General features: G+C 72.9%; 19 protein-coding genes. 5 read left to right on the top strand and 14 right to left on the bottom strand.

The window, feature by feature from the left end; genetic code table 11:
* Positions 1–160 precede the first annotated feature (160 nt).
* The 3 genes from HNR22_RS30720 (at position 161) to HNR22_RS30710 (ending at position 4,764) form a co-directional block, all read left to right on the top strand.
* Positions 161–2,776, top strand: a complete 2,616-nt coding sequence (locus HNR22_RS30720; protein WP_343060022.1) for a cation-translocating P-type ATPase — start codon at positions 161–163, stop codon at positions 2,774–2,776.
* Positions 2,777–2,826: 50 nt separating this feature from the next.
* Positions 2,827–3,717, top strand: coding sequence for a universal stress protein (locus tag HNR22_RS30715; RefSeq protein WP_179783311.1), 891 nt, complete (start codon positions 2,827–2,829; stop codon positions 3,715–3,717).
* Positions 3,718–3,879: 162 nt separating this feature from the next.
* The gene (locus HNR22_RS30710; RefSeq protein WP_179783791.1) at positions 3,880–4,764 is read left to right on the top strand and encodes a universal stress protein; all 885 of its coding nucleotides are present in this window, start codon (positions 3,880–3,882) and stop codon (positions 4,762–4,764) included.
* Here the strand turns inward: HNR22_RS30710 and HNR22_RS30705 are convergent.
* The 5 genes from HNR22_RS30705 to HNR22_RS30685 all read right to left on the bottom strand — a co-directional run bounded on the left by HNR22_RS30705 (position 4,757) and on the right by HNR22_RS30685 (position 8,851).
* On the bottom strand, positions 4,757–5,392 hold the full coding sequence (locus HNR22_RS30705; protein ID WP_179783310.1) for an FMN reductase: 636 nt from the start codon (positions 5,390–5,392) through the stop codon (positions 4,757–4,759). The two genes, HNR22_RS30710 and HNR22_RS30705, sit on opposite strands and share 8 nt — an antisense overlap.
* Positions 5,389–6,531, bottom strand: coding sequence for an LLM class flavin-dependent oxidoreductase (locus HNR22_RS30700; RefSeq protein WP_179783309.1), 1,143 nt, complete (start codon positions 6,529–6,531; stop codon positions 5,389–5,391). Before HNR22_RS30700 ends, HNR22_RS30705 begins: the two co-directional genes overlap by 4 nt.
* 233 nt (positions 6,532–6,764) lie before the next feature.
* Complete coding sequence (locus HNR22_RS30695; protein WP_179783308.1) at positions 6,765–7,040, bottom strand: ubiquitin-like small modifier protein 1; 276 nt, start codon at positions 7,038–7,040, stop codon at positions 6,765–6,767.
* Position 7,041: 1 nt separating this feature from the next.
* On the bottom strand, positions 7,042–8,127 hold the full coding sequence (locus HNR22_RS30690) for a WD40/YVTN/BNR-like repeat-containing protein (protein ID WP_179783307.1): 1,086 nt from the start codon (positions 8,125–8,127) through the stop codon (positions 7,042–7,044).
* A gap of 82 nt (positions 8,128–8,209) precedes the next feature.
* A complete protein-coding gene (locus tag HNR22_RS30685; RefSeq protein WP_179783306.1) occupies positions 8,210–8,851 on the bottom strand; it encodes a DNA-3-methyladenine glycosylase in 642 nt (213 codons plus the stop codon).
* Positions 8,852–8,952: 101 nt separating this feature from the next.
* Here HNR22_RS30685 and HNR22_RS30680 point away from each other — a divergent pair, with 101 nt between their 5' ends.
* Together HNR22_RS30680 and HNR22_RS30675 are read left to right on the top strand one after the other, a co-directional pair.
* Complete coding sequence (locus tag HNR22_RS30680; RefSeq protein ID WP_179783305.1) at positions 8,953–9,378, top strand: DNA-binding protein; 426 nt, start codon at positions 8,953–8,955, stop codon at positions 9,376–9,378.
* A gap of 239 nt (positions 9,379–9,617) precedes the next feature.
* Positions 9,618–9,971 (top strand): MmcQ/YjbR family DNA-binding protein, encoded by a 354-nt coding sequence (locus HNR22_RS30675; RefSeq protein ID WP_179783304.1) that lies wholly within the window; start codon positions 9,618–9,620, stop codon positions 9,969–9,971.
* A 43-nt stretch (positions 9,972–10,014) separates the two neighbouring features.
* On the opposite strand, the gene argH is transcribed toward HNR22_RS30675, so the two are convergent.
* The 9 genes from argH to HNR22_RS30630 form a co-directional block, all read right to left on the bottom strand.
* On the bottom strand, positions 10,015–11,478 hold the full coding sequence (gene argH / locus HNR22_RS30670; RefSeq protein ID WP_179783303.1) for an argininosuccinate lyase: 1,464 nt from the start codon (positions 11,476–11,478) through the stop codon (positions 10,015–10,017).
* Between the two features lie 76 nt (positions 11,479–11,554).
* Positions 11,555–12,766: an argininosuccinate synthase gene (locus HNR22_RS30665; protein WP_179783302.1), complete on the bottom strand. Its 1,212-nt coding sequence runs from the start codon at positions 12,764–12,766 to the stop codon at positions 11,555–11,557.
* On the bottom strand, positions 12,763–13,278 hold the full coding sequence (locus HNR22_RS30660) for an arginine repressor (protein WP_179783301.1): 516 nt from the start codon (positions 13,276–13,278) through the stop codon (positions 12,763–12,765). Before HNR22_RS30660 ends, HNR22_RS30665 begins: the two co-directional genes overlap by 4 nt.
* Positions 13,275–14,213: an ornithine carbamoyltransferase gene (argF, locus tag HNR22_RS30655; protein WP_179783300.1), complete on the bottom strand. Its 939-nt coding sequence runs from the start codon at positions 14,211–14,213 to the stop codon at positions 13,275–13,277. The genes HNR22_RS30660 and argF overlap by 4 nt, the downstream gene beginning before the upstream one ends.
* Positions 14,210–15,439 (bottom strand): acetylornithine transaminase, encoded by a 1,230-nt coding sequence (locus HNR22_RS30650; RefSeq protein ID WP_179783299.1) that lies wholly within the window; start codon positions 15,437–15,439, stop codon positions 14,210–14,212. Before HNR22_RS30650 ends, argF begins: the two co-directional genes overlap by 4 nt.
* Entirely contained in the window at positions 15,436–16,341 is a 906-nt protein-coding gene (gene argB / locus HNR22_RS30645; protein ID WP_179783298.1) for an acetylglutamate kinase, read from the bottom strand. Before argB ends, HNR22_RS30650 begins: the two co-directional genes overlap by 4 nt.
* A 55-nt stretch (positions 16,342–16,396) precedes the next feature.
* Entirely contained in the window at positions 16,397–17,569 is a 1,173-nt protein-coding gene (argJ, locus tag HNR22_RS30640) for a bifunctional glutamate N-acetyltransferase/amino-acid acetyltransferase ArgJ (RefSeq protein WP_179783297.1), read from the bottom strand.
* Positions 17,566–18,567 (bottom strand): N-acetyl-gamma-glutamyl-phosphate reductase, encoded by a 1,002-nt coding sequence (gene argC / locus HNR22_RS30635; protein ID WP_179783296.1) that lies wholly within the window; start codon positions 18,565–18,567, stop codon positions 17,566–17,568. The genes argJ and argC overlap by 4 nt, the downstream gene beginning before the upstream one ends.
* A gap of 161 nt (positions 18,568–18,728) precedes the next feature.
* Entirely contained in the window at positions 18,729–19,754 is a 1,026-nt protein-coding gene (locus HNR22_RS30630; RefSeq protein WP_179783295.1) for an NAD-dependent epimerase/dehydratase family protein, read from the bottom strand.
* Positions 19,755–19,761: the final 7 nt, after the last annotated feature.

The following is a 19,761-nucleotide window of genomic DNA, read 5'->3' as shown; positions in this document are numbered from 1 at the left end:
GGTCGATAGTACGTACGAACGTATTCCCGTACAACCCGCGACCCGGGTCTTTGGTCCCGAGCCCCTCGGGCGCAACGGCTCTGCCCTGGGTGACCACTCAGCGGGATGGTGAGACGGACGGCGTGCGGGTGACGCGCCGCGTGGGACGGGGGGGTCACTGGTGGCGAAGACGGGCGGTCCGGGCCGGACGCTGGAGGGCACGATCGATGTGCCCGTCGCGGTCGGGCTCGACGCGGCAGAGGCCGCCGCCCGGTTACGGGTGAACGGACCCAACGCGGTGGCGCCGCCGCCGCGCCGGCATGCGGCCGTACGGGTGCTGCACCAGCTCACCGACCCACTGGTGGCCCTGCTGCTCGCCGCCGCGGTGGTGACCACGGTGCTCGGCGACTACCCGGACACCGCGGTGATCGTCCTGGTCGTGCTGGTGAACACGATCATCGGGGTGGTGCAGGAGATCCGCGCCGACCGCGCCATCGCGGCGCTGGGCCAGCTCGCCGCCCCCACCGCCCGGGTGGTCCGTGACGGCCGGGACCTGGCCGTCCCCGCCGCCGACCTGGTCCACGGCGACCTCGTCCGGATCGAGGCCGGCGACATCGTGCCGGCCGACCTGCTGCTGGTCGAGGCGAACCGGCTGCAGCTGGATGAGTCCGCGTTGAGTGGTGAATCGGTACCGGTGGGGCGGACCGTCGGTCAGGAGGCGCTGGCCGGGACGGTGGTCACCACCGGACGCGCGGACGGCACCGTGCTGCGGACGGGGCCGGCGAGCGCGCTGGGCCGGATCAGCGCCCTGGTGGCGGGCACGCGGCCCGCCGCCACTCCCCTGCAGCGCCGGCTCTCCGCCCTGGGCCGCACGCTCGGGTTGGTCGCGGTCGTGCTGTCGGGGCTGGTCTTCGCGATCGGGGTGATCAGCGGTCGGCCGGTGGTCGACATGGCCATCACGGCGGTGAGCCTGGTCGTCGCGGCGGTACCCGAGTCGCTGCCGGCGGTGGTGACCCTGGCGCTGGCGCTGGGCGCGCGCCGGATGGCCGCCGCGCACGCCATCCCGCGTCGGCTGCACGCGGTGGAGACACTCGGATCGGTGACCGTGATCGCCTCCGACAAGACGGGCACCCTCACGGAGGGGCGCATGGCGGTGCAGCAGGCCGCCACCACCGACGGGGCGCGGTACGAGGTCACCGGCAGCGGGTACGCCCCGCACGGCACCGTGCACCAGGATGGCGCGCCGGTGCCCGTACCGGAGGAACTCCGCCGGCTGGCGCGGGCCGGGCTGCTCTGCAACGACGCCGCCCTGTCACCCCCGGACGACGAACGACGCGACTGGGGCGCCGTGGGGGATCCTCTCGAAGCGGCGCTCGTGGCCTTCGCGGCCCGGTGCGGCCTCGATCCGCAGGGCACCCGCGCGGCCTGGCCACGGGTCGCCGAGCACCCGTTCGACCAGGCCCAACGGCGGATGGTCACCGTGCACCGCTCCTGCGACCAGCGCTATCTCGTGGTCTGCAAGGGCGCCCCGGAGAGCGTCCTCACCACGTCCCTGCTCGACGCCACCGACGATGAGATCGCCGCGCTGACCCGCACCGCCCAGCGGCTCGCCGGGGAGGGCCTGCGGGTGCTCGCCGTCGCCGCCGCCCTGGCGGACACGTCGCCGGACCCTGCCGCGCCGACCGGCCTGCGCCCGCTCGGGCTGGTCGCCGTCGGTGACCCGCTGCGCGCCGGCGCGCCCGAGATCGCCGAGAGCCTCGACGCCGCCGGGGTACGGCTGCTGCTGATCACCGGCGACCACCCGGCCACCGCCGCCGCGATCGGCTCCCAGCTCGGTCTGTGGCACGACGGTGACCCTCTCGCCCGCGGCGACGACGACTCGACGGCGCACCCGGACACCCGGGTCTTCGCCCGGACCCAACCGGAACAGAAGCTCGACATCATCGTGGACCTGCAGGCCCGCGGTCACGTGGTCGCGATGACCGGCGACGGAGTCAACGACGCGCCGGCGCTGCGCCGCGCCGACATCGGGGTGGCGATGGGTGGCGGCACCGAGGTCGCCCGGCAGGCCGCCGACCTGGTCCTCGTCGACGACGACCTGTCCACAGTGGCCGCCGCCATCGGTGAGGGCCGCCGCATCTACGACAACATTCGCCGGTTCCTGCGCTACGCCCTCTCCGGCGGGGTGGCCGAGATCCTGGTGATGCTCGTCGGCCCGCTGTTCGGGCTGGCCGTACCACTGCAACCCGCACAGATCCTCTGGATCAACCTGCTGACCCACGGGGTGCCCGGGGTGGCGCTCGGCGCCGAGCCGGCCGAACCCGGCACCCTGCGCCGGACGCCCCGCTCGCCACAGGAGTCGGTGCTCGGCGCCGGGCTCGGCCGGGACGTCCTGGTCACCGGCGCGCTGATCGCCGCCGTGGTGCTCGGCGCCGGCGTGGTCGCCGCCGACCGGGACCTGCCCTGGCAGTCGGTGGTCTTCGTGGTGCTCGGGCTGGCCCAGCTCGGCGTGGCACTGGCCGTGCGGGTGCCCCGGCCGGCGGGCGCGCGGCGCGGCAACCCGGGCCTCCTCGTCGCGGTAGCGGTGTCGGCACTGCTACAGGTCGGAGGGGTGCTGTTCGCCCCGCTGCGGGACCTGCTCGGCACCGACCCCCTGGCACCGACCGTGCTGCTGGCGTGCGCGGTGGTCAGCGCCCTGCCCGGGTTGGTGCTGCGGCTGACCCGTCGCCGTCCGACCCCGCCAAGCGACCGGGTGGACGGGACCAATGGCCCCCGGTCCCTTACCGTCCGCCCCTGACCGTCCGGCCCGCACCGCAGGAGGATGAGGACGGAACGAAGGAGGACGTGATGACCAACAGATCCGGTGCCCCCGTGGTGGTGGCTGTGGACGGCTCGACATCGGCGCTGGAGGCGGTGCGTGTCGCCGCCCGGGAGGCCGCGACGCGGGGCCGCCCGCTGCGCGTGGTGCACGCGTTCATCTGGTCGCTCTACGACGTGTCGCTGACACCGGCGCCGGGCGCTCCCCTCGACGCCGGATTCCGCCACCAGGCGCAGCGGTTCGTCGCCGAGGCGGTGACCGAGGCCGGCAAGGTCGCACCGGAGGTCGACGTTTCCGGCGCGGTGGTGGACGGCGCGGCCACGCCGGTGCTGCTGGCCGAGGCCCGGGACGCGGCCCTGCTGGTGCTCGGCAGCCGGGGCCTGGGCGGCTTCGGCGGGCTGCTGATCGGCTCGGTGGCGGTGCAGGTCTCCGCCCACGCCGACTGCCCGGTGCTCGTCGTCAAGGGTGAGGCCCGCGCCGACGGGCCGGTCCTGGTCGGAGTCGACGGCTCCGCCCTGTCTGCCCAGGCGCTGGGGTTCGCCTTCGAGGAAGCCTCGCTGCGGGGCACCGAACTGGTGGCCGTGCACGCCTGGATCATCCCGGTCGCGCCGAGCGACCTCCTGCCGGTGGCCTACGACGTGGAGGCGCTCGCCGCCGAGGAGGAGCGGGTGCTCGCCGAGGCGATCGCGGGCTGGTCCGAGCGCTACCCCGACGTGCCGGTGCGGCGGCGGGTGGCGTACGGCGCGCCGGCGCGGATGCTCGTGGAGGAGTCGGCCTCAGCGCAACTCACCGTGGTCGGTGCACGCGGCCGTGGCGCGCTGGCCGGCATGCTGCTCGGCTCGGTGAGTCACACGGTGCTGCACCACTCGCACAGCCCGGTGGTGGTCGTTCGGCACCGCCGCGAGGATCGCAAGGACTGACCCCCCGTCCCGTCCGCGCCGGCCGCTCCCCCCTCGGCCGGCGCGGACCCGCGTCCGGTGTCACGTCACCCCGTCTGGCCGGCGCATTCGGTCGGCCGGTGCCGGCGCGTTCGGCGTCGGGACGGCTGCACACCGCCGACAATGGGCAGACCGACCCAGGGAGTGCCGATGAACCGACCTGTCGTGGTGGGCGTGGATGGATCGCCGTCCAGCCTCGTCGCCGCGGAGCACGCCGCCCGCGCCGCCCTGCTCCGGTCCCGGCTGCTGCGCCTGGTGCACGGCTACCTGCATCCGTTCGGCTACGGCGTGCCGCTCAACCCGTACGACCTCGGGGTGCCGGTGCCCTCCGAGGAGGCGCAGAAGATGTTGGAGCGCACGGCTGCCGAGCTGACCGAACGGTGGCCCGGCCTAGTCGTCGAGGAGCGCCAGGTCGCCGGTGGCCCCGGCATCACCCTGATCGAGGAGTCCCGCCAGGCCGAGTTGGTCGTCGTGGGCAGCCGGGGGATGGGCGGGTTCGCCGGGCTGCTGCTCGGCTCGGTGGGCGCGCAGGTGGCCGCGCACGCGCACTGCCCGGTGCTGGTGGTCCGCCCGGACGAACAGCCGATCCCGGTGGACGCTCCGGTGCTCGTCGGCGTCGACGGGTCCGAGTCGTCCCGGCTCGCCGTGGGCTACGCCGCCGACGAGGCCGTCCTGCGGGACGTGCCGCTGGTGCTGGTGCACGTCGGCCCGGCGGACGAGGAGCGGACGGTACCGGAGGAGATCGAGGAGTCGCAGGCCGCGTACCAGGCCGACACGGTACGGCTGCTCGCCGACGCCTCCGCCGCCGTTCGCGCCGACCACCCCGACCTGGTGGTCCGGGAGCATCCGGTCCGCGCGGCCGGCGCGGCCCAGGGGCTCATCGAGGCCAGCGGCACGGCGTCGCTGCTGGTCGTGGGCACCCGGGGCCGGGCCGGATTCGCCGGGCTGCTGCTCGGCTCGGTCAGTCAGGCGGCGATCCAGCACGCGCACTGCCCGGTGCTGGTCGCCCACCCCTACCCGGTCAGCTAACCGGTGGGTCGTCGGATCGACCGAGCATCTGCAGGAAGTCGGTGGTGAGGGCGAACGGGTCGGCGGGGCCGCTGGCCGGCGGCCGGCGCTCGATCTGGTCGGCCAACTCCCCGGCGGCACGCCGGATCCGGCCGCGCAACGCGCCGTCGGCGGTGCCGTCCGACCAGTCCTCCGGTGCGGCGAAGACCGCGGTCGGGACCACCACCGACCGGAGGTAGGCGAACATCGGGCGGACGGCGTGCTCCAGAGCGAGGGAGTGCCGGGCGGTGCCGCCGGTCGCCCCGATCAGCACCGGCCGGTCGACCAGCGAACCCGAATCCAACACGTCGAAGAAGGACTTGAACAGCCCGTTGTAGGAGGCGCTGAAGATCGGGGTGACGGCGATGAGCCCGTCCGCCCCGGTGACCGTGTCGATGACCTCGCGCAGCGCCGCCGGCGGGAACCCGGTGAGCATGTTGTTCACCACGTCGTGGGCGTACTCCCGCAGGTCGACAACGTGCAGCTCCACCTCGGAGCCGCGCCGGACCAACTCGTCGCGGGTGGCCGCGGCGAGCTGGTCGGCGAGCAGCCGGGTCGACGAGGGCTGGCTCAGCCCCGCCGAGACCACGGCCAGGGCGCGGCGGGTCATCGGGTCGCCCCCTCCGGCGCCTTGCCCGTCACGTCGTCGACGGCGTGCACGGTGCTGTCCTTGGCGCCACCGGCGGTGGCGACCAGCGCGGCGTGGGTGGGGGCCTCCGGCACGTGCGCCGGACGCAGCGCCGCGAACTCCTTACGCAGCACCGGCACCACCTCCTCGCCGAGCAGGTCGAGCTGCTCCAGCACGGTCTTCAGGGGCAGCCCGGCGTGGTCCATCAGGAAGAGCTGCCGCTGGTAGTCGCCGACGTACTCCCGGAAGCCGAGCGTGCGGTCGATGACCTGCTGCGGGCTGCCCACGGTCAGCGGGGTCTCCCGGGTGAACTCCTCCAGCGACGGCCCGTGCCCGTAGACCGGTGCGTTGTCGAAGTACGGACGGAACTCCCGGACCGCGTCCTGCGAGTTGCGCCGCATGAACACCTGCCCACCGAGACCGACGATGGCCTGGTCGGCGGAGCCGTGGCCGTAGTGCGCGTACCGCTGGCGGTAGAGCGCGATCATCCGCTGGGTGTGCTCCTTGGGCCAGAAGATGTGGTTGGCGAAGAAGCCGTCGCCGTAGTACGCGGCCTGCTCGGCGATCTCAGGGCTGCGGATCGAGCCATGCCAGACGAACGGGGGCACGCCGTCGAGCGGGCGCGGCGTCGAGGTGAACGACTGCAAGGGGGTGCGGTACTTGCCCTTCCAGTCGACCACGTCCTCGCGCCACAGCCGGTGCAGCAGGTCGTAGTTCTCGATGGCCAGGGGGATGCCGGCGCGGATGTCCTTGCCGAACCACGGGTAGACCGGGCCGGTGTTGCCGCGGCCCATCATCAGGTCCACCCGGCCGTCGGACAGGTGCTGGAGCATCGCGTAGTCCTCGGCGATCTTCACCGGGTCGTTGGTGGTGATCAGCGTGGTCGCGGTGGACAGCAGCAGCCGCTCGGTGCGCGCCGCGATGTAGCCGAGCATGGTGGTCGGCGAGGAGGGCACGAACGGCGGGTTGTGGTGCTCGCCGGTGGCGAAGACGTCCAGGCCGACCTCTTCGGCCTTGAGCGCGATGGCGACCATCGCCTTGATCCGCTCATGCTCGGTCGGCTCCCGACCGGTGGTCGGGTCGACCGTGACGTCGCCGACGGTGAAGACTCCGAACTGCATGACCAGCTCCCTGCGTGTAGAACCGGGTCATTCGTGGTGCCCGGACGCAGCTCTCAACTTATTTGACGACGCAACTATTCCGAAGGCGGCACGTCTCGGGGTGGCGCGGGTCACCCCCAACAGCGGACAGACGTGACCGAACGGGGCCTCGCCGCCCGCTCGGCCGGCCATGACGTCGCTGGCGGCGGCCTGCTGGGTGGGCAGGTCGCGCGGAGTGTCGACCGGCCGCGCCCTCAGCCGCCCGCCACCGACGGCAACACCTGCACCTCGGCGTCGTCGCCGACCGGGGTGGCCAGACCGCCGGAGTGCCGGCAATCCTCACCGTCGACGAAGACGTTGACGTAACGGCGCAGCTCGCCGCGCTCGTCACGGATGCGCCGGGACAGCCGCGGATGATGGGCGGCCACCTCGTCGAGGACCGCCCGCAGCGTCCCGGCGGCGGTCACGCTCAGCCGACTGGCACCACCGGCCTCGCCGCGCAGCGGGCCCGGCAGCAGCACGGTGACCATCTCAGACCGCCGCGGCGCGAACGCAGAGCACGTCGGGCAGGTGCGCGGCCACCAGGGACCAGGAGTCACCCTCGTCGCGGCTGGCGTAGACCTCGCCGGAACGGGTGCCGAAGTAGACGCCACCCGGGGTGGCCTCGTCGGCGCACATCGCGTCGCGCAGCACCGCCGGATAGAACGGCCCCTCGGGCAGCCCCACCGACAGCGGCTCCCACTTGCCGCCCGCGTCGGCGGAACGGAACACCCGGCAGCGGTGGTCGGTGGGGAACCGCTCGCTGTCGGCCACCAACGGGAAGGTCCACACCATGCCGCCCCGCCCCGGGTGGGCCACCATCGGGAAGCCGAAGTCGCTGGGCAGCCCGTCGGCGATCGAGGACCAGGTGCGGCCGTCGTCGTCGGAGCGGTAGACACCGTGGTGGTTCTGCGCGTAGAGCCGCTCGGGGTTGCCGGCGTCCCGGGCGACCTTGTGCACGCACTGGCCGAACTCCGGCCACTCGTCGGGCATGAAGTAGGCGCGGATGCCGGTGTTGCCCGGCGCCCAGCTCGCCCCGGCGTCCTCCGAGCGGTAGACGCCGCCGGTGGACATGGCGACCAGCAGCCGGGCCGGGTCACGCGGATGGGGCAGCACGGTGTGCACGGCCTGGCCGCCGAAGCCGGCCTCCCACTGGGGGCGGTGCGGGTGGTCCCAGAGGGAGCGGACCAGCTCGAAGCTGCGGCCACCATCGGTGGACCGGAACAGCGCGGACGGCTCGGTGCCGGCCCAGACCACGTCCGGCTGGTCGGGACCGGCCGGCATCAACTGCCAGACCCGCCCGAGGGAGACGCCGGTGTCGGCCGGGAACGCGACCGGCGCCTCGTCGGGCTCGTCCCAGGAGGCGCCGAGGTCGTCGCTGGTGGCGACGCTGGGCCCGAAGTGCGAGCTGGTCACCCCGGCGAGCAGGCGCGGGGTGGAGCGACGGGTGTCGACCGCGACCGAATAGACACCGGTCATCGGGAAGTGCGGGCCGGTGATCTCCCAACTGCGCCGGTCGTCGGCGCTGGTGGCGAGAAACAATCCTTTGGCCGTGCCGATCGCGAGCAGTGTTGGCATGACGTCCTCCGAACCGTCGGTGAGCAGGTGCGGTGATTATGGCCACACCCCCCGACACGTTCGTGGGACACACGCCCGGGGATCAGCGCCGGGTGCGGGGCACGTGTCGCCGGTACGCGCTGACCGTCGGATCGCCGTCGAGCCAGAACCGCCACGGCAGGTCATGCGCGCCGGTCACGCCGACCCGCGGACCGGCGACCACCGTCCCCGGCGGCACCGGCCGCGTCGGCGGGCGCAAGCGGACCGGACCGTCGCCCAGCAGGTACCCGCCGTACGCGGAGCGGTCGATGCCGAGCGTGGCGCAGAGCCGGGCCGGCCCACGGGCCAGGTCCACGTCCCGGCGTACGGCCGGCCGGCGGTCGCGAGCCGTGGCCAGGCCGTCGACCACCTCCCCGGCGCGCAGCAGCACGGCGGAGGCCTCCCCCTCGACGCCGGTCACCACGTTCATGCACCAGTGCATGCCGTAGGTGAAGTAGACGTACGCGTGCCCGGCCGGGCCGAACATCACCGCGTTGCGGGGGGTGCGCCCCCGGTGGGCGTGCGAGGCCTGGTCCCCGGCCATGCCCGCGTACGCCTCGACCTCGGTGATCCGGACGGTGACGCCGCCCGCGTGCAGCTCGCAGCCCAGCAGCCCGCGCGCGGCCGGCAGCAGCGGGCCGGCGAGCAGGTCGGCCAGTGCCGCCAGGCCGGGGTCGGTGGCGTGGTCACCGGGCAACAGGTCCATGGCTCGACGGTACCCAGACCGGCGGCGATCGCCACGCACCAACCGCCCACCGTTTTCAACATTGTGTTGACAATGTTGTGTTGCTGGTGTGTGCTCGGGACATGACGACGAGCGACCCGTTCACCGCGCCGCACCCGGCCCACGCCCGCGCCCACCGCACCCACGAGGCACTCCAGCGGATCAGCGACCGGCACGCCGGCACCGACGCACAGCGCTCGCGCTGGGCCCACCCGTACGTGCTGGACCCGTGGGAGGCGGTCGCACTGGTCACCGCCCTCGCTGCCGGCGGGGCCGAGCGGGAGCCGACGGAAGAGGCGGTCGACGCCGCCGACCTGACCGCCGCGCTGACCCTGCTGCCGCACGTCCGCGCCGAGCTGGACGCGCTGGAGGCCGGCCTGATGACGCTGGCCCGCGACCGGGGGCTGACCTGGCAGGCCATCGCGTACGGGCTGGGGCTGGGCAGCGCACAGGCGGCCCGGCAGCGCTACGAGCGGGTCGCCGCCCGCTCGGCCGAGCAGACCGGCTGACCGCGCTCGTACGTGCAAGATCGTGCTCGAACATGGAAGTAGTGGCCTCAATCCCGGCGGAGGCCACTAGATCCTGGATCGGGCACGATCTTGCCGGGCGGGACCGGGCGGGCCGGGGCGGGCGGGCCGGGGCGGGAGAGCGGGCGGGGCCGAGACCGGGGTGGATCGGGCGGGATCGGCACGGCGCTCGTGCGACGGCGATTCGGCGGGCACACTGTTCGCACGACGAGGAGGCACCCATGGAGCGCGCGGACATGCTGGCGTACTGCCTGGCCAAGCCGGGGGCGTGGCTGGACCAGCCGTGGGAGGGCGACGAGGTGGTGAAGGTGGGCGGCCGGATCTTCGCGTTCCTCGGCAACGGTGGCGGCGAACCGACGGTCGGCCTCAAATGCGGGCCGACCCGGGAGGTGGCCGACGAGTGGCTGCACCGGCACCCCGACGACGCCCGGGTGATGGCCTACATCGGTCGGTCCGGGTGGAACACGCTGCGTCTCAACGGCGGGATCGACGCCGACGAGCTGACCGAGGCGGTCGACGCGTCGTACGACATGGTGGTTGCCAAGCTCCCCAAGCGGGAGCGCCCGACGGCCTGAACCAGCCGCGGCGCCGGCGGAACCCGCCGACGCCGCGACGAGGTCAGCGCGGAACGACCCGTTCGGTGGCCCACTCCCGCCAGCCGACCAGCCGGTCCGCCGCGTCGGCGAGCTGATCGGCGACCGGGCCGGGGCCGGTGGAACCGGGGGTGGTGCGGGCCGCGAGGGCCGAACGGACCGAGAGAACGTCGCGCACCGACGGGTCGAGGTGCTCGCTGATCGCGGCCAGGTCCTCGTCGGAGACGTCGTTCAGCTCGCACTCCCGGGCCGCGCAGAGCGCCACCAGCCGGCCGGTGATCTCGTGCGCGTCCCGGAACGGCACGTTGCGCCGGACCAGCCAGTCGGCGACCTCGGTCGCGAGGGAGAAGCCGACCGGGGCGGCGGCGACGAGGCGGTCCACCCGGACCGACATCGTGGAGATCATTCCCGCCAGGGCCGGCAGCAGCAGCTCCAGGGTGTCGACGGCGTCGAAGGCCGGCTCCTTGTCCTCCTGCATGTCCCGGTCGTAGGTCATCGGCAGACCCTTGAGCATGGTGAGCACGGTCACCAGGCCACCGACCAGGCGCCCGGACTTGCCGCGCGCCAGCTCCGCGATGTCCGCGTTCTTCTTCTGCGGCATGATCGACGAGCCGGTGGCGAACGAGTCGTCCAGCTCGACCCAGCCGAACTCGTGCGACGTCCAGAGCACCACCTCCTCGCCGAGCCGGGACAGGTGCACCCCGATCATCGCGGTGGTGAAGAGGAACTCGGCGACGAAGTCCCGGTCGGCGACCGCGTCCATCGAGTTGGCGAACGACGTACGGAAGCCCAGCTCCTTCGCCACGGCCACCGGGTCCAGCGGCAGGCCGGAGCCGGCGAGGGCGCCCGCGCCGAGCGGGCTGACCGCCGCCCGGTGGTCCCAGTCACGCAGACGCTCCAGGTCACGCAGCAGCGGCTGCACGTGGGCGAGCAACCAGTGCCCGAAGGTGACCGGCTGGGCGTGCTGGAGGTGGGTCATGCCGGGCGCGGCGGTGTCGATGTGCCGCTCGGCCTGCTCGACCAGCGCCTCGGCCAGCTCGACGAGGCGGCTGGCCACACCCCGGGCGTGGTCCCGCAGATAGAGCCGCAGGTCCGTGGCGACCTGGTCGTTGCGGGACCGGCCGGCGCGCAGCTTGCCGCCGAGGCTGCCGAGGCGCTCCAGCAGACCGCGCTCCAGCGCGGTGTGCACGTCCTCGTCCTCGATGGTGGGGCGGAACGTCCCGGAGGCGCAGGCGGCCTCCAGGTCGTCCAACGCGGCCAGCATGCGGCCCAGTTCCTCCGGGTCGAGCAGGCCGGCGCCGGCCAGGACCCGGGCGTGCGCCCGGGAACCAGCGATGTCGTACGGGGCCAGGCGCCAGTCGAACTGCACGCTCACCGACAGTCGGGCGAGCGCCTCGGCGGGGCCGCCGGCGAACCGGCCACCCCACAGGCTCGTCCGGTTGGTGGCGGCACTGTTCTCGGTCAGGCTCTTGTCGTCCACGCCGCCCATCATTGCTCTGCTTGCCTTTCGCTCGCGACTGCGGGGCTCACTCGCTGCGCTCTCTCACTCCGCGCGCTCGCACGTGTCACTGTCCGCCACCGCCCAGCCGGGCGTCCCGAGCGGCGGCCATCCGACTCGGCAGGCCCCACAACTGCACGAAGCCCTTGGCCAGCGACTGGTCGAAGGTGTCGCCGGTGTCGTAGGTGGCCATCCCGAAGTCGTAGAGGCTCGCCTCGGAGCGTCGACCCGTCACGGTGGCCCGGCCGCCGTGCAGGGTCATCCGCACCTCACCGCTCACGTGCCGCTGCGCGTCGTCGATGAACGCGTCCAGCGAGTCCTTCAGCGGCGAGAACCACAGGCCGTCGTAGACCAGCTCGCCCCAGCGCTGGTCTACGGTCCGCTTGAACCGAGCCAGGTCGCGTTCCACGGTCACCGCCTCCAGCTCCTGGTGGGCGGTGATCAGCGCGATCGCACCGGGCGCCTCGTACACCTCGCGGCTCTTGATGCCCACGAGGCGGTCCTCGACCATGTCGAGCCGGCCGACGCCGTGGGCGCCGGCGCGCCGGTTCAGCTCCAGGATCGCCTGGTACGGGGTGACCGTCTCACCGTCGATCGCCACCGGCACACCGCCGTCGAAGGTGATCACGACCTCGTCGGCGTCGCGGTCCAGCGCCGGGTCGGCAGTGTACGAGTAGAGGTCCTCGACGGGGCCGTTCCAGATGTCCTCCAGGAAGCCGGTCTCCACCGCGCGACCCCACAGGTTCTGGTCGATGGAGTAGGGGGACTTGGCCGACACGTCGATCGGCAGCCCCTTCTCCTCGGCGAAGGCGATCGCCTTGTCCCGGGTCCAGGCGAAGTCCCGGGCCGGCGCGATGATCTTCAGGTCGGGGGCGAGCGCGTTCAGGCCCACCTCGAACCGGACCTGGTCGTTGCCCTTGCCGGTGCAGCCGTGCGACACGATCGTGCCGCCGTGCTTGCGCGCAGCCGCCACCAGGTGCTTCACGATCAGCGGCCGGGACAGCGCCGACACCAGCGGGTAGCGGTCCATGTAGAGGGCGTTGGCCCGGATGGCCGGCAGGCAGTAGTCGGCGGCGAACTCGTCGCGCGCGTCGACCACCTCCGACTCGGCGGCGCCGCAGTCCAGGGCACGCTGCCGGATCGCGTCGAGGTCCTCGCCGCCCTGACCGACGTCGACCGCGACCGCGATCACCTCGGCACCGGTCTGCTCGGCCAGGTACGGAATGGCGACGGAGGTGTCCAACCCTCCGGAGTACGCGAGCACGACCCGCTCGGTCATGATGCGGTGTTCCCTTCAACGTTGTCTTCCCGTCGGGCCCAGCCGGCGAGCTTCTCGCCGAGCGCAGCCCCACCGACGGCCTCGCGGGCCACGACGAGGATGGTGTCGTCGCCGGCGATGGTGCCGACGATCTCGGGCAGGCCCGCTCGGTCCAACGCGCTGGCCAGGTACTGGGCTGCGCCCGGCGGGGTACGCAGCACGGCGATGTTGCCGCTGGAGTCGACGCCGTTGAGCAGCTCGTGCAGCAGCCGCATCAGCCGGGCCGGTGCGGCCTCGGCGTCGCGCAACGGTCGTTTGCCGTCCTCGGGGATCAGGTAGACGGCCGGGCCGTCGCCGCCACGCACCTTGACCGCGCCCAGCTCCTCCAGGTCGCGCGAGAGGGTGGCCTGGGTGACGCCGACGCCGTCGGAGGCGAGCAGGTCGGCCAGCTCGGTCTGCGACCGGATCGCCTTGTCGCGGATCAGCTCCACGATCCGGGCGTGCCGGGCCGCGCGGGTCAACGGTGCGGTCATCGGGACTCCCCCGTCGCGGTGTCCAGCAGGAAGGTGAGCAGCGCCTTCTGCACGTGCAGGCGGTTCTCCGCCTGGTCGAAGACCGCGCTCTGCGGGCCGTCGAGCACCTCGTCGGTGATCTCCTCACCGCGGTGCGCCGGCAGGCAGTGCAGCACTATCGCGTCCGGTGCGGCCTGACCGAGCAGCTCCTTGTTGACCTGGTACGGAAGGAACGGGGTGATCCGGTCCAACCCGTCGGACTCCTGCCCCATCGAGGTCCAGGTGTCGGTGGCGAGCACGTCGGCGTCGCGTACCGCCTGGGCCGGGTCGGTCAGCACCCGCACCGACCCGCCGGTCTCGGCGGCGATCCGGGCCGCCGCGTCCACCACGCTCGGGTCGGGCGCGAACCCGGCCGGCCCGGCGACCCGGACGTGCATGCCGGCCATCGCCCCGGCCAGCAGGTACGACTGCGCCATGTTGTTCGCGCTGTCCCCCACGTAGGTCAGGGTGCGACCGGCCGTGCCGCCACACCGCTCCCGGATGGTGAGCAGGTCGGCCAGCAGCTGGCACGGGTGGAAGCCGTCGGTGAGCGCGTTGACCACCGGCACGCTGGCGCCCGCCGCGACCTCGGCGATCCGGTCGTCGCCGTGGGTGCGCAGCACGATCGCCGCGACGTAGCGGGACAACACCCGCCCCGCGTCGGCGAGTGCCTCGCCCCGGCCGAAGTGGGTGACCTGCGTGTCCACGACCAGCGGGTGCCCACCCAGTTCGGCGATGCCGGCGTCGAACGAGATCCTGGTCCGCAGGCTCTGCTTGTCGAAGAGCACCGCCACCGAGCGGGGGCCGACCAGCGGCCGGTAACCGAACCGGTCCGCCTTCATCCGCGCCGCCAGGTCGAGGACCGTGGACTGCTCGGCCGGCGAGAGGTCGTCGTCGCGCAGGAAGTGCCGGGTCATCGAGTCGTCCCCGTCGTGGTGGTCAGCGTGGAGGGTTCGCCCGCCGGGCCGGCGGCCGCCGGGGTCGTCGCGTCCAGTGCGGCGGGCAGCGCGGCGAGGAAGGTGTCCACCTGCGCGGCGGTGAGGATCAGTGGCGGGGCCAACCGGAGCAGTGTCGGCTGCACCGGGTTGACCAGGAAGCCGGCCTCCCGCAGTGCCTCGGCGAGCACCGCCGCCACCGGCGCGGTGAGCGCCACACCGAGCAGCAGCCCCTCGCCACGTACGCCGGCGATCAGCGGATGGCCCAGCGACTCGATGCCGCGGCGCAGCCGCTCGCCGACCCGCTTGACGTTGTCGAGCAGGCCCTCGTTGGCGATGGTCGCCACCACGGCGAGCGCCGCCGCGCAGCTGACCGGGTTGCCGCCGAAGGTGGTGCCGTGCGAGCCGGGGGTGAGCAGGTCGGCGGCCGGGCCGAAGGCCAGCGTGGCACCGATGGGCAGCCCGCCACCCAGACCCTTGGCCAGGGTGACCACGTCCGGCTCCACGCCCTCGGCCTGATGCCTGAACCAGTGCCCGGTGCGGCCGATGCCGGTCTGCACCTCGTCGAGAACCAGCAACGCGCCGTGCCGCGCGGTGATCCGCCGGGCCGCGGCCAGGTAGCCGGCCGGCGGGACGACCACACCGTTCTCACCCTGGATCGGCTCCAGGATCAGCATCGCGGTGGCGTCCGAGACGGCCGCCTCCAGGGCGGCGACGTCGCCGTAGTCGACGTGCGTCACCTCGCCGGGCAGCGGCCGGAACGGATCGGCCTTGGCCGGCTGACCGGTCAGCGCGAGCGCGCCCATGGTGCGACCGTGGAAGCCGCCCCTGGTGGCCACCACGTGCGTGCGGCCGGTACGCCGGGAGAGCTTGAACGCCGCCTCGTTGGCCTCCGCGCCCGAGTTGGAGAAGAAGACCCGGCCGGGCCGGCCGGCGAGCGCCAACAGCAGCTCGGCCAGGGCCACCGGCGGCTCCGCGACGAAGAGGTTGGAGACGTGCCCGAGGGTCGCGATCTGCTTCGACACCGCCGCCACCACGGCCGGGTGGGCGTGACCGAGGGCGTTCACCGCGATGCCACCGACCAGGTCCAGGTATTCGCGACCAGCGTCGTCGACCACCACGGCACCGGCGCCGGAGACCAGCGCCAGCGGCGGCGTGCCGTAGTTGTCCATCATGGACTGCTTCCAGCGCTGCGCCAACGTGCTCACGACACGACCATCCCGTCTCCCGGCACCACCATCGTTCCGAACCCTTCCGAGGTGAAAACCTCAAGCAACGTCGAGTGCGCCACCCGACCGTCGACGACGTGCGCGGCCGGCACTCCCCCACGCACCGCGCGCAGGCAGGCCTCCATCTTCGGCACCATCCCCGACTCCAGACTGGGCAGCAGCTTCGCCAGGTCGTCCGCGGCGATCTCGGAGACCAGGCTGGTCGGTTCCGGCCAGTCCGCGTACAGGCCGGCCACGTCGGTGAGCACGACCAGCTTGCGGGCCCGCAACGCGATGGCCAACGCGGCGGCGGCGGTGTCCGCGTTGAGGTTGTGCAGCACCCCGTCCACGTCCGGCGCCACAGTGGAGATCACCGGGATCCGACCGGCCTCGATCAGGTCAGTCACCGCGGACACGTCGACCGACTCGACGTCACCGACCTGGCCGACGTCGACCGGCAACCCGTCCACGTACGCAGGGCGGCGCACAGCGGTGAACAACCGGGCGTCCTCGCCGGACAGGCCCACGGCGTACGGGCCGTGCGAGTTGATCAGCCCGACCAGCTCGCGGCCGACCTGCCCGACCAGCACCATCCGAACGACGTCCATCGCCTCGGCGGTGGTCACCCGCAGGCCACCCCGGAACTCGCTGGCGATGCCGAGCCGGCCCAGCATGGCGGAGATCTGCGGACCGCCACCGTGCACCACGACGGGCTTCAGGCCCGCGTAGCGCAGGAAGACCATGTCGGCCGCGAACGCCCGCTGCAACTCGGGATCGGTCATGGCGTTGCCGCCGTACTTGACCACGACGGTGGAGCCGGAGAAGCGTGCCAACCAGGGCAGCGCCTCGATCAGCGTCTCCGCCTTGACCTGGGCGCGAGCCAGGTCGCTGCTGAGACTCACCGCACCGGCCTTTCGTTCGCGACTGCGGGACTCCGCTGCGCTGCGTTCCTCGCGCTCACGTCGAGTACGCCGAGTTCTCGTGCACGTACGCGTGGGACAGGTCGTTGGTCCAGATCGTCGCGGCCGACGTGCCCGCGTGCAGGTCGATCCGGATCGTCACGTCCCGCCCGCTGAGGTCGACCTTCGAGCGGTCCTCGGCGGCGGCGCCGCCCCGGCACACCCACACCCCGTTGACCGCCACGTCCACCTCGTCCGGATCGAACGCCGCGGCGGTGGTGCCGACGGCGGCGAGGATCCGACCCCAGTTGGGGTCGTTGCCGAACAGCGCGGTCTTGACCAGGTTGTTGCGGGCAACCGTTCGGCCCACCTCGACCGCGTCGTCCTCGTCGGCGGCGCCCACCACGTCGATGGCGATCTGCTTGGTCGCCCCCTCGGCGTCGGCCACCAGCTGCTGGGCCAGGTCGTGACAGGCCGCGGTGACGGCGGCGGCCAGCTCGGCCGGAGTCGGCTCGATGCCGCTCGCGCCGCTGGCCAGCAGCAACACGGTGTCGTTGGTGGACATGCAGCCGTCGGAGTCGACCCGGTCGAAGGTGACCCGGGTCGCCGCGCGCAGTGCCTCGTCCAGGGTCGCCGGTCCGGCCACCGCGTCGGTGGTCAGCACGCAGAGCATGGTGGCCATTCCCGGCGCGAGCATCCCGGCGCCCTTGGCCATGCCGCCGACCGTCCAGCCGCTGCCCCGGGCCACAGTGGTCTTCGACCGGGTGTCCGTGGTCATGATCGCCTCGGCGGCGGCCACGCCGCCGTCGCGGGACAACCGCCGGATCGCGGAGCGGACACCGGGCAGCAGCTTCGGCATCGGCAACCGCTCACCGATCAACCCGGTGGAGCAGACCGCCACCTCACCGGCGCCGAGGATCAACCGTGGGCTGACCGAGGTCAGCGCGGCGGCGGTGTGCTCGGCGGTGGCGTGGGTGTCCTGGAAGCCGGCCGGCCCGGTGCAGGCGTTGGCGCCACCGGAGTTGAGCACCACCGCGCGGACCACACCGCCCTGCACGACCTGCTGGCTCCAGAGCACCGGCGCGGCCTTGACCCGGTTGGTGGTGAAGACACCGGCGACACCGGCGTCCGGGCCGTCGTTGACCACCAGCGCGACGTCCGCGCCACCACTGGCCTTGAGGCCCGCGGCCACTCCGGCCGCGCGGAACCCCCGAGGGGTGGTGACACTCATGGGCTGACTCCCCAGATCGACAGGCCCGTCGTCTCCGGCAGGCCGAGCATGAGGTTGGCGTTCTGCACGGCCTGACCGGCCGCGCCCTTGCCCAGGTTGTCCAACGCGCTGAGCACGATCAACCGGCCCGAGTCGACGTCGACGGTGGCCTGCAGGTGACACGAGTTGGAGCCCAGCGTGGCGGCCGTGTGCGGCCAGCGACCCTCCGGCAGCACGTGCACGAACGGCGCGTCGGCGTACGCCTGCGCCAGCACCTGCTGCGGGTCGACACCGCGCGCCGGCACCGCGGTGACCGTGGCCAGGATGCCGCGCGGCATCGGCGCCAGCACGGGCGTGAACGACAGGCCGGTCGCGCCGGATGCCTGCTTGATCTCCGGCACGTGCTGGTGGGTGCCGACCCGGTACGGTGACAGGTCGCCCAGCACCTCGCTGGCCAGCAGGTGCGGCTTCGCCGCCCGACCCGCGCCGGAGGTGCCGGAGGCGGCCACGACCACCACGTCGGCGGGACTGGCCGCGCCGTCGGCGATCAGCGGCGCGAGCGCCAGGGTGATCGCGGCGGCGTAGCAGCCGGTGTTCGCCACCCGGGTGGAGCCGGCGATCAGCTCCCGCTGGCCGGGCAGCTCGGGCAGGCCGTAGGTCCACTGCCCGGCGTGCGTGCCGCCGTAGTACTGCGCCCAGGCGTACGGGTCGGCGAGCCGGTGGTCCGCGCCCAGGTCGACGATGCGCACCTCGGCGGGCAACTGGGACGCGAGGGCCGCCGACTCGCCGTGCGGCAGGGCCAGGAAGACCAGGTCCGCGTCGGCGAGCGTTGCCGGGTCGGTCTGGCCGAGCACCAGGTCGAGCCCGGTGAGCTGCGGATGCACCGCGTCGACGCGGTGCCCGGCCTGGCTGTGCGCGGTGGCGGCGACCAGGTCGAACTCCGGGTGCCCGGCGACCAGGCGCAGCAACTCACCCCCGGCGTAACCGCTCGCACCGGCGACCGCGACTCGGATCCCCATACCCACCTCCGCATGACTATGCAGCGAAGGTTACAGCGACCACCATCCCACTGCAACTTCATACAGAGCGCTGCATGAGAATGATGCGAGCGGGGCCCGGCACGTCCGGCCCGGGTCGGCGACACGGACCGGACAGCGAGCGCGGAACGGGACCTGACAGGTCAGAGCCGGCCCTCCTCGACGGCCCGGGTCACCCAGGGGACGACCTCGTCGAGCATCACGTCCAGCGAGGTGGTCGCGGTGAACCCGAGCACCTCCCGGGCCTTGGTCACGTCCGGCACACGCTTCTGCACGTCGTAGCGGAACGGCTCGTCGCAGACGTACCGGAACGCGACGTCCGGACCCTTGATCTTGTGCCAGATCAGCTCGGCCAACTCCAGCACACTGGTCGACTCCTGGGTGGAGAGGTTGAAGTCGTCGTTCCGCGCGGCCGGGTGCTCGACGGCGGTCGCGATCCCCCGCGCGAGGTCGCCGCCGTACGTGTAGTGCCGCACCTGGTTGCCCTCGCCCAGGATGTGCAACGGATCCTGCCCCTTGACGATCTTCTGCACCAGGTCCGGAACGACGTGCGACATGGCCAGCTTCACGTTGCCCGAGAGCACCTCGGCCTGGCCGAGCGCCCGACCCTCGCCGACGCCGACGCAGTTGAACGGCCGGACGATGGTGTACGGCACCTGGTACTGCTCCCAGGCGGCGCGGGCGTAGTACTCCACGGCCAGCTTCTGGAACCCGTACGACGACAGCGGCGGTGGGATACGCCGCTCGTCACCCTCCCGGCTCGGCCAGTGCTCGGTCGACTCGAAGACCATCGAGGAGGAGAGGTAGGTGACCTTGGTCAACTGCCCCTCCCGATGCGCCCGGATCGCCGCGTCGCACGTCGCCGCCATGATCCGCTCGTTGGTGGCGAGCAGGTCGTAGGCGTACGCGTGGAAGTAGGAGATACCGCCGATCATCGCCGCGCCGGCCACCAGGTGGTCGCAGCCGTCCAACAGACCGATGAGCAGGTCGACGTCGCGGGCGTCACCCTCGACGAACCGGTAGCGGGGATGGTCGTCGTAGCTGTGGGTCACCGGACCGTACTTCGAGAAATTGTCGACCCCGACCACGTCGTGGCCTCGGTCCAGCAACTCCTCGACCAGGTAGCCGCCGATGAATCCGGCCGAACCAGTTACCAGGACCTTCGCCACGTGCGCT

Source organism: Micromonospora jinlongensis (genome assembly GCF_013410645.1).
In the GTDB taxonomy this organism is placed as follows: domain Bacteria; phylum Actinomycetota; class Actinomycetes; order Mycobacteriales; family Micromonosporaceae; genus Micromonospora; species Micromonospora zamorensis.
This window is presented reverse-complemented; position numbering and strand designations above follow the sequence as displayed.

Excerpts from the sequence above, each read along its gene's own strand:
- HNR22_RS30705 (WP_179783310.1), bottom strand. The coding sequence starts at position 5,392 with ATGACCCGCCGCGCCCTGGCCGTGGTCTCGGCGGGGCTGAGCCAGCCC.
- HNR22_RS30685 (WP_179783306.1), bottom strand. The coding sequence starts at position 8,851 with ATGGACCTGTTGCCCGGTGACCACGCCACCGACCCCGGCCTGGCGGCA.
- argF (WP_179783300.1), bottom strand. The coding sequence starts at position 14,213 with ATGACCCGGCACTTCCTGCGCGACGACGACCTCTCGCCGGCCGAGCAG.
- HNR22_RS30695 (WP_179783308.1), bottom strand. The coding sequence starts at position 7,040 with ATGGTCACCGTGCTGCTGCCGGGCCCGCTGCGCGGCGAGGCCGGTGGT.
- argJ (WP_179783297.1), bottom strand. The coding sequence starts at position 17,569 with ATGAGTGTCACCACCCCTCGGGGGTTCCGCGCGGCCGGAGTGGCCGCG.
- HNR22_RS30700 (WP_179783309.1), bottom strand. The coding sequence starts at position 6,531 with ATGCAGTTCGGAGTCTTCACCGTCGGCGACGTCACGGTCGACCCGACC.
- HNR22_RS30660 (WP_179783301.1), bottom strand. The coding sequence starts at position 13,278 with ATGACCGCACCGTTGACCCGCGCGGCCCGGCACGCCCGGATCGTGGAG.
- HNR22_RS30690 (WP_179783307.1), bottom strand. The coding sequence starts at position 8,127 with ATGCCAACACTGCTCGCGATCGGCACGGCCAAAGGATTGTTTCTCGCC.
- HNR22_RS30665 (WP_179783302.1), bottom strand. The coding sequence starts at position 12,766 with ATGACCGAGCGGGTCGTGCTCGCGTACTCCGGAGGGTTGGACACCTCC.
- argC (WP_179783296.1), bottom strand. The coding sequence starts at position 18,567 with ATGGGGATCCGAGTCGCGGTCGCCGGTGCGAGCGGTTACGCCGGGGGT.
- HNR22_RS30680 (WP_179783305.1), top strand. The coding sequence starts at position 8,953 with ATGACGACGAGCGACCCGTTCACCGCGCCGCACCCGGCCCACGCCCGC.
- argH (WP_179783303.1), bottom strand. The coding sequence starts at position 11,478 with ATGGGCGGCGTGGACGACAAGAGCCTGACCGAGAACAGTGCCGCCACC.
- HNR22_RS30715 (WP_179783311.1), top strand. The coding sequence starts at position 2,827 with ATGACCAACAGATCCGGTGCCCCCGTGGTGGTGGCTGTGGACGGCTCG.
- HNR22_RS30675 (WP_179783304.1), top strand. The coding sequence starts at position 9,618 with ATGGAGCGCGCGGACATGCTGGCGTACTGCCTGGCCAAGCCGGGGGCG.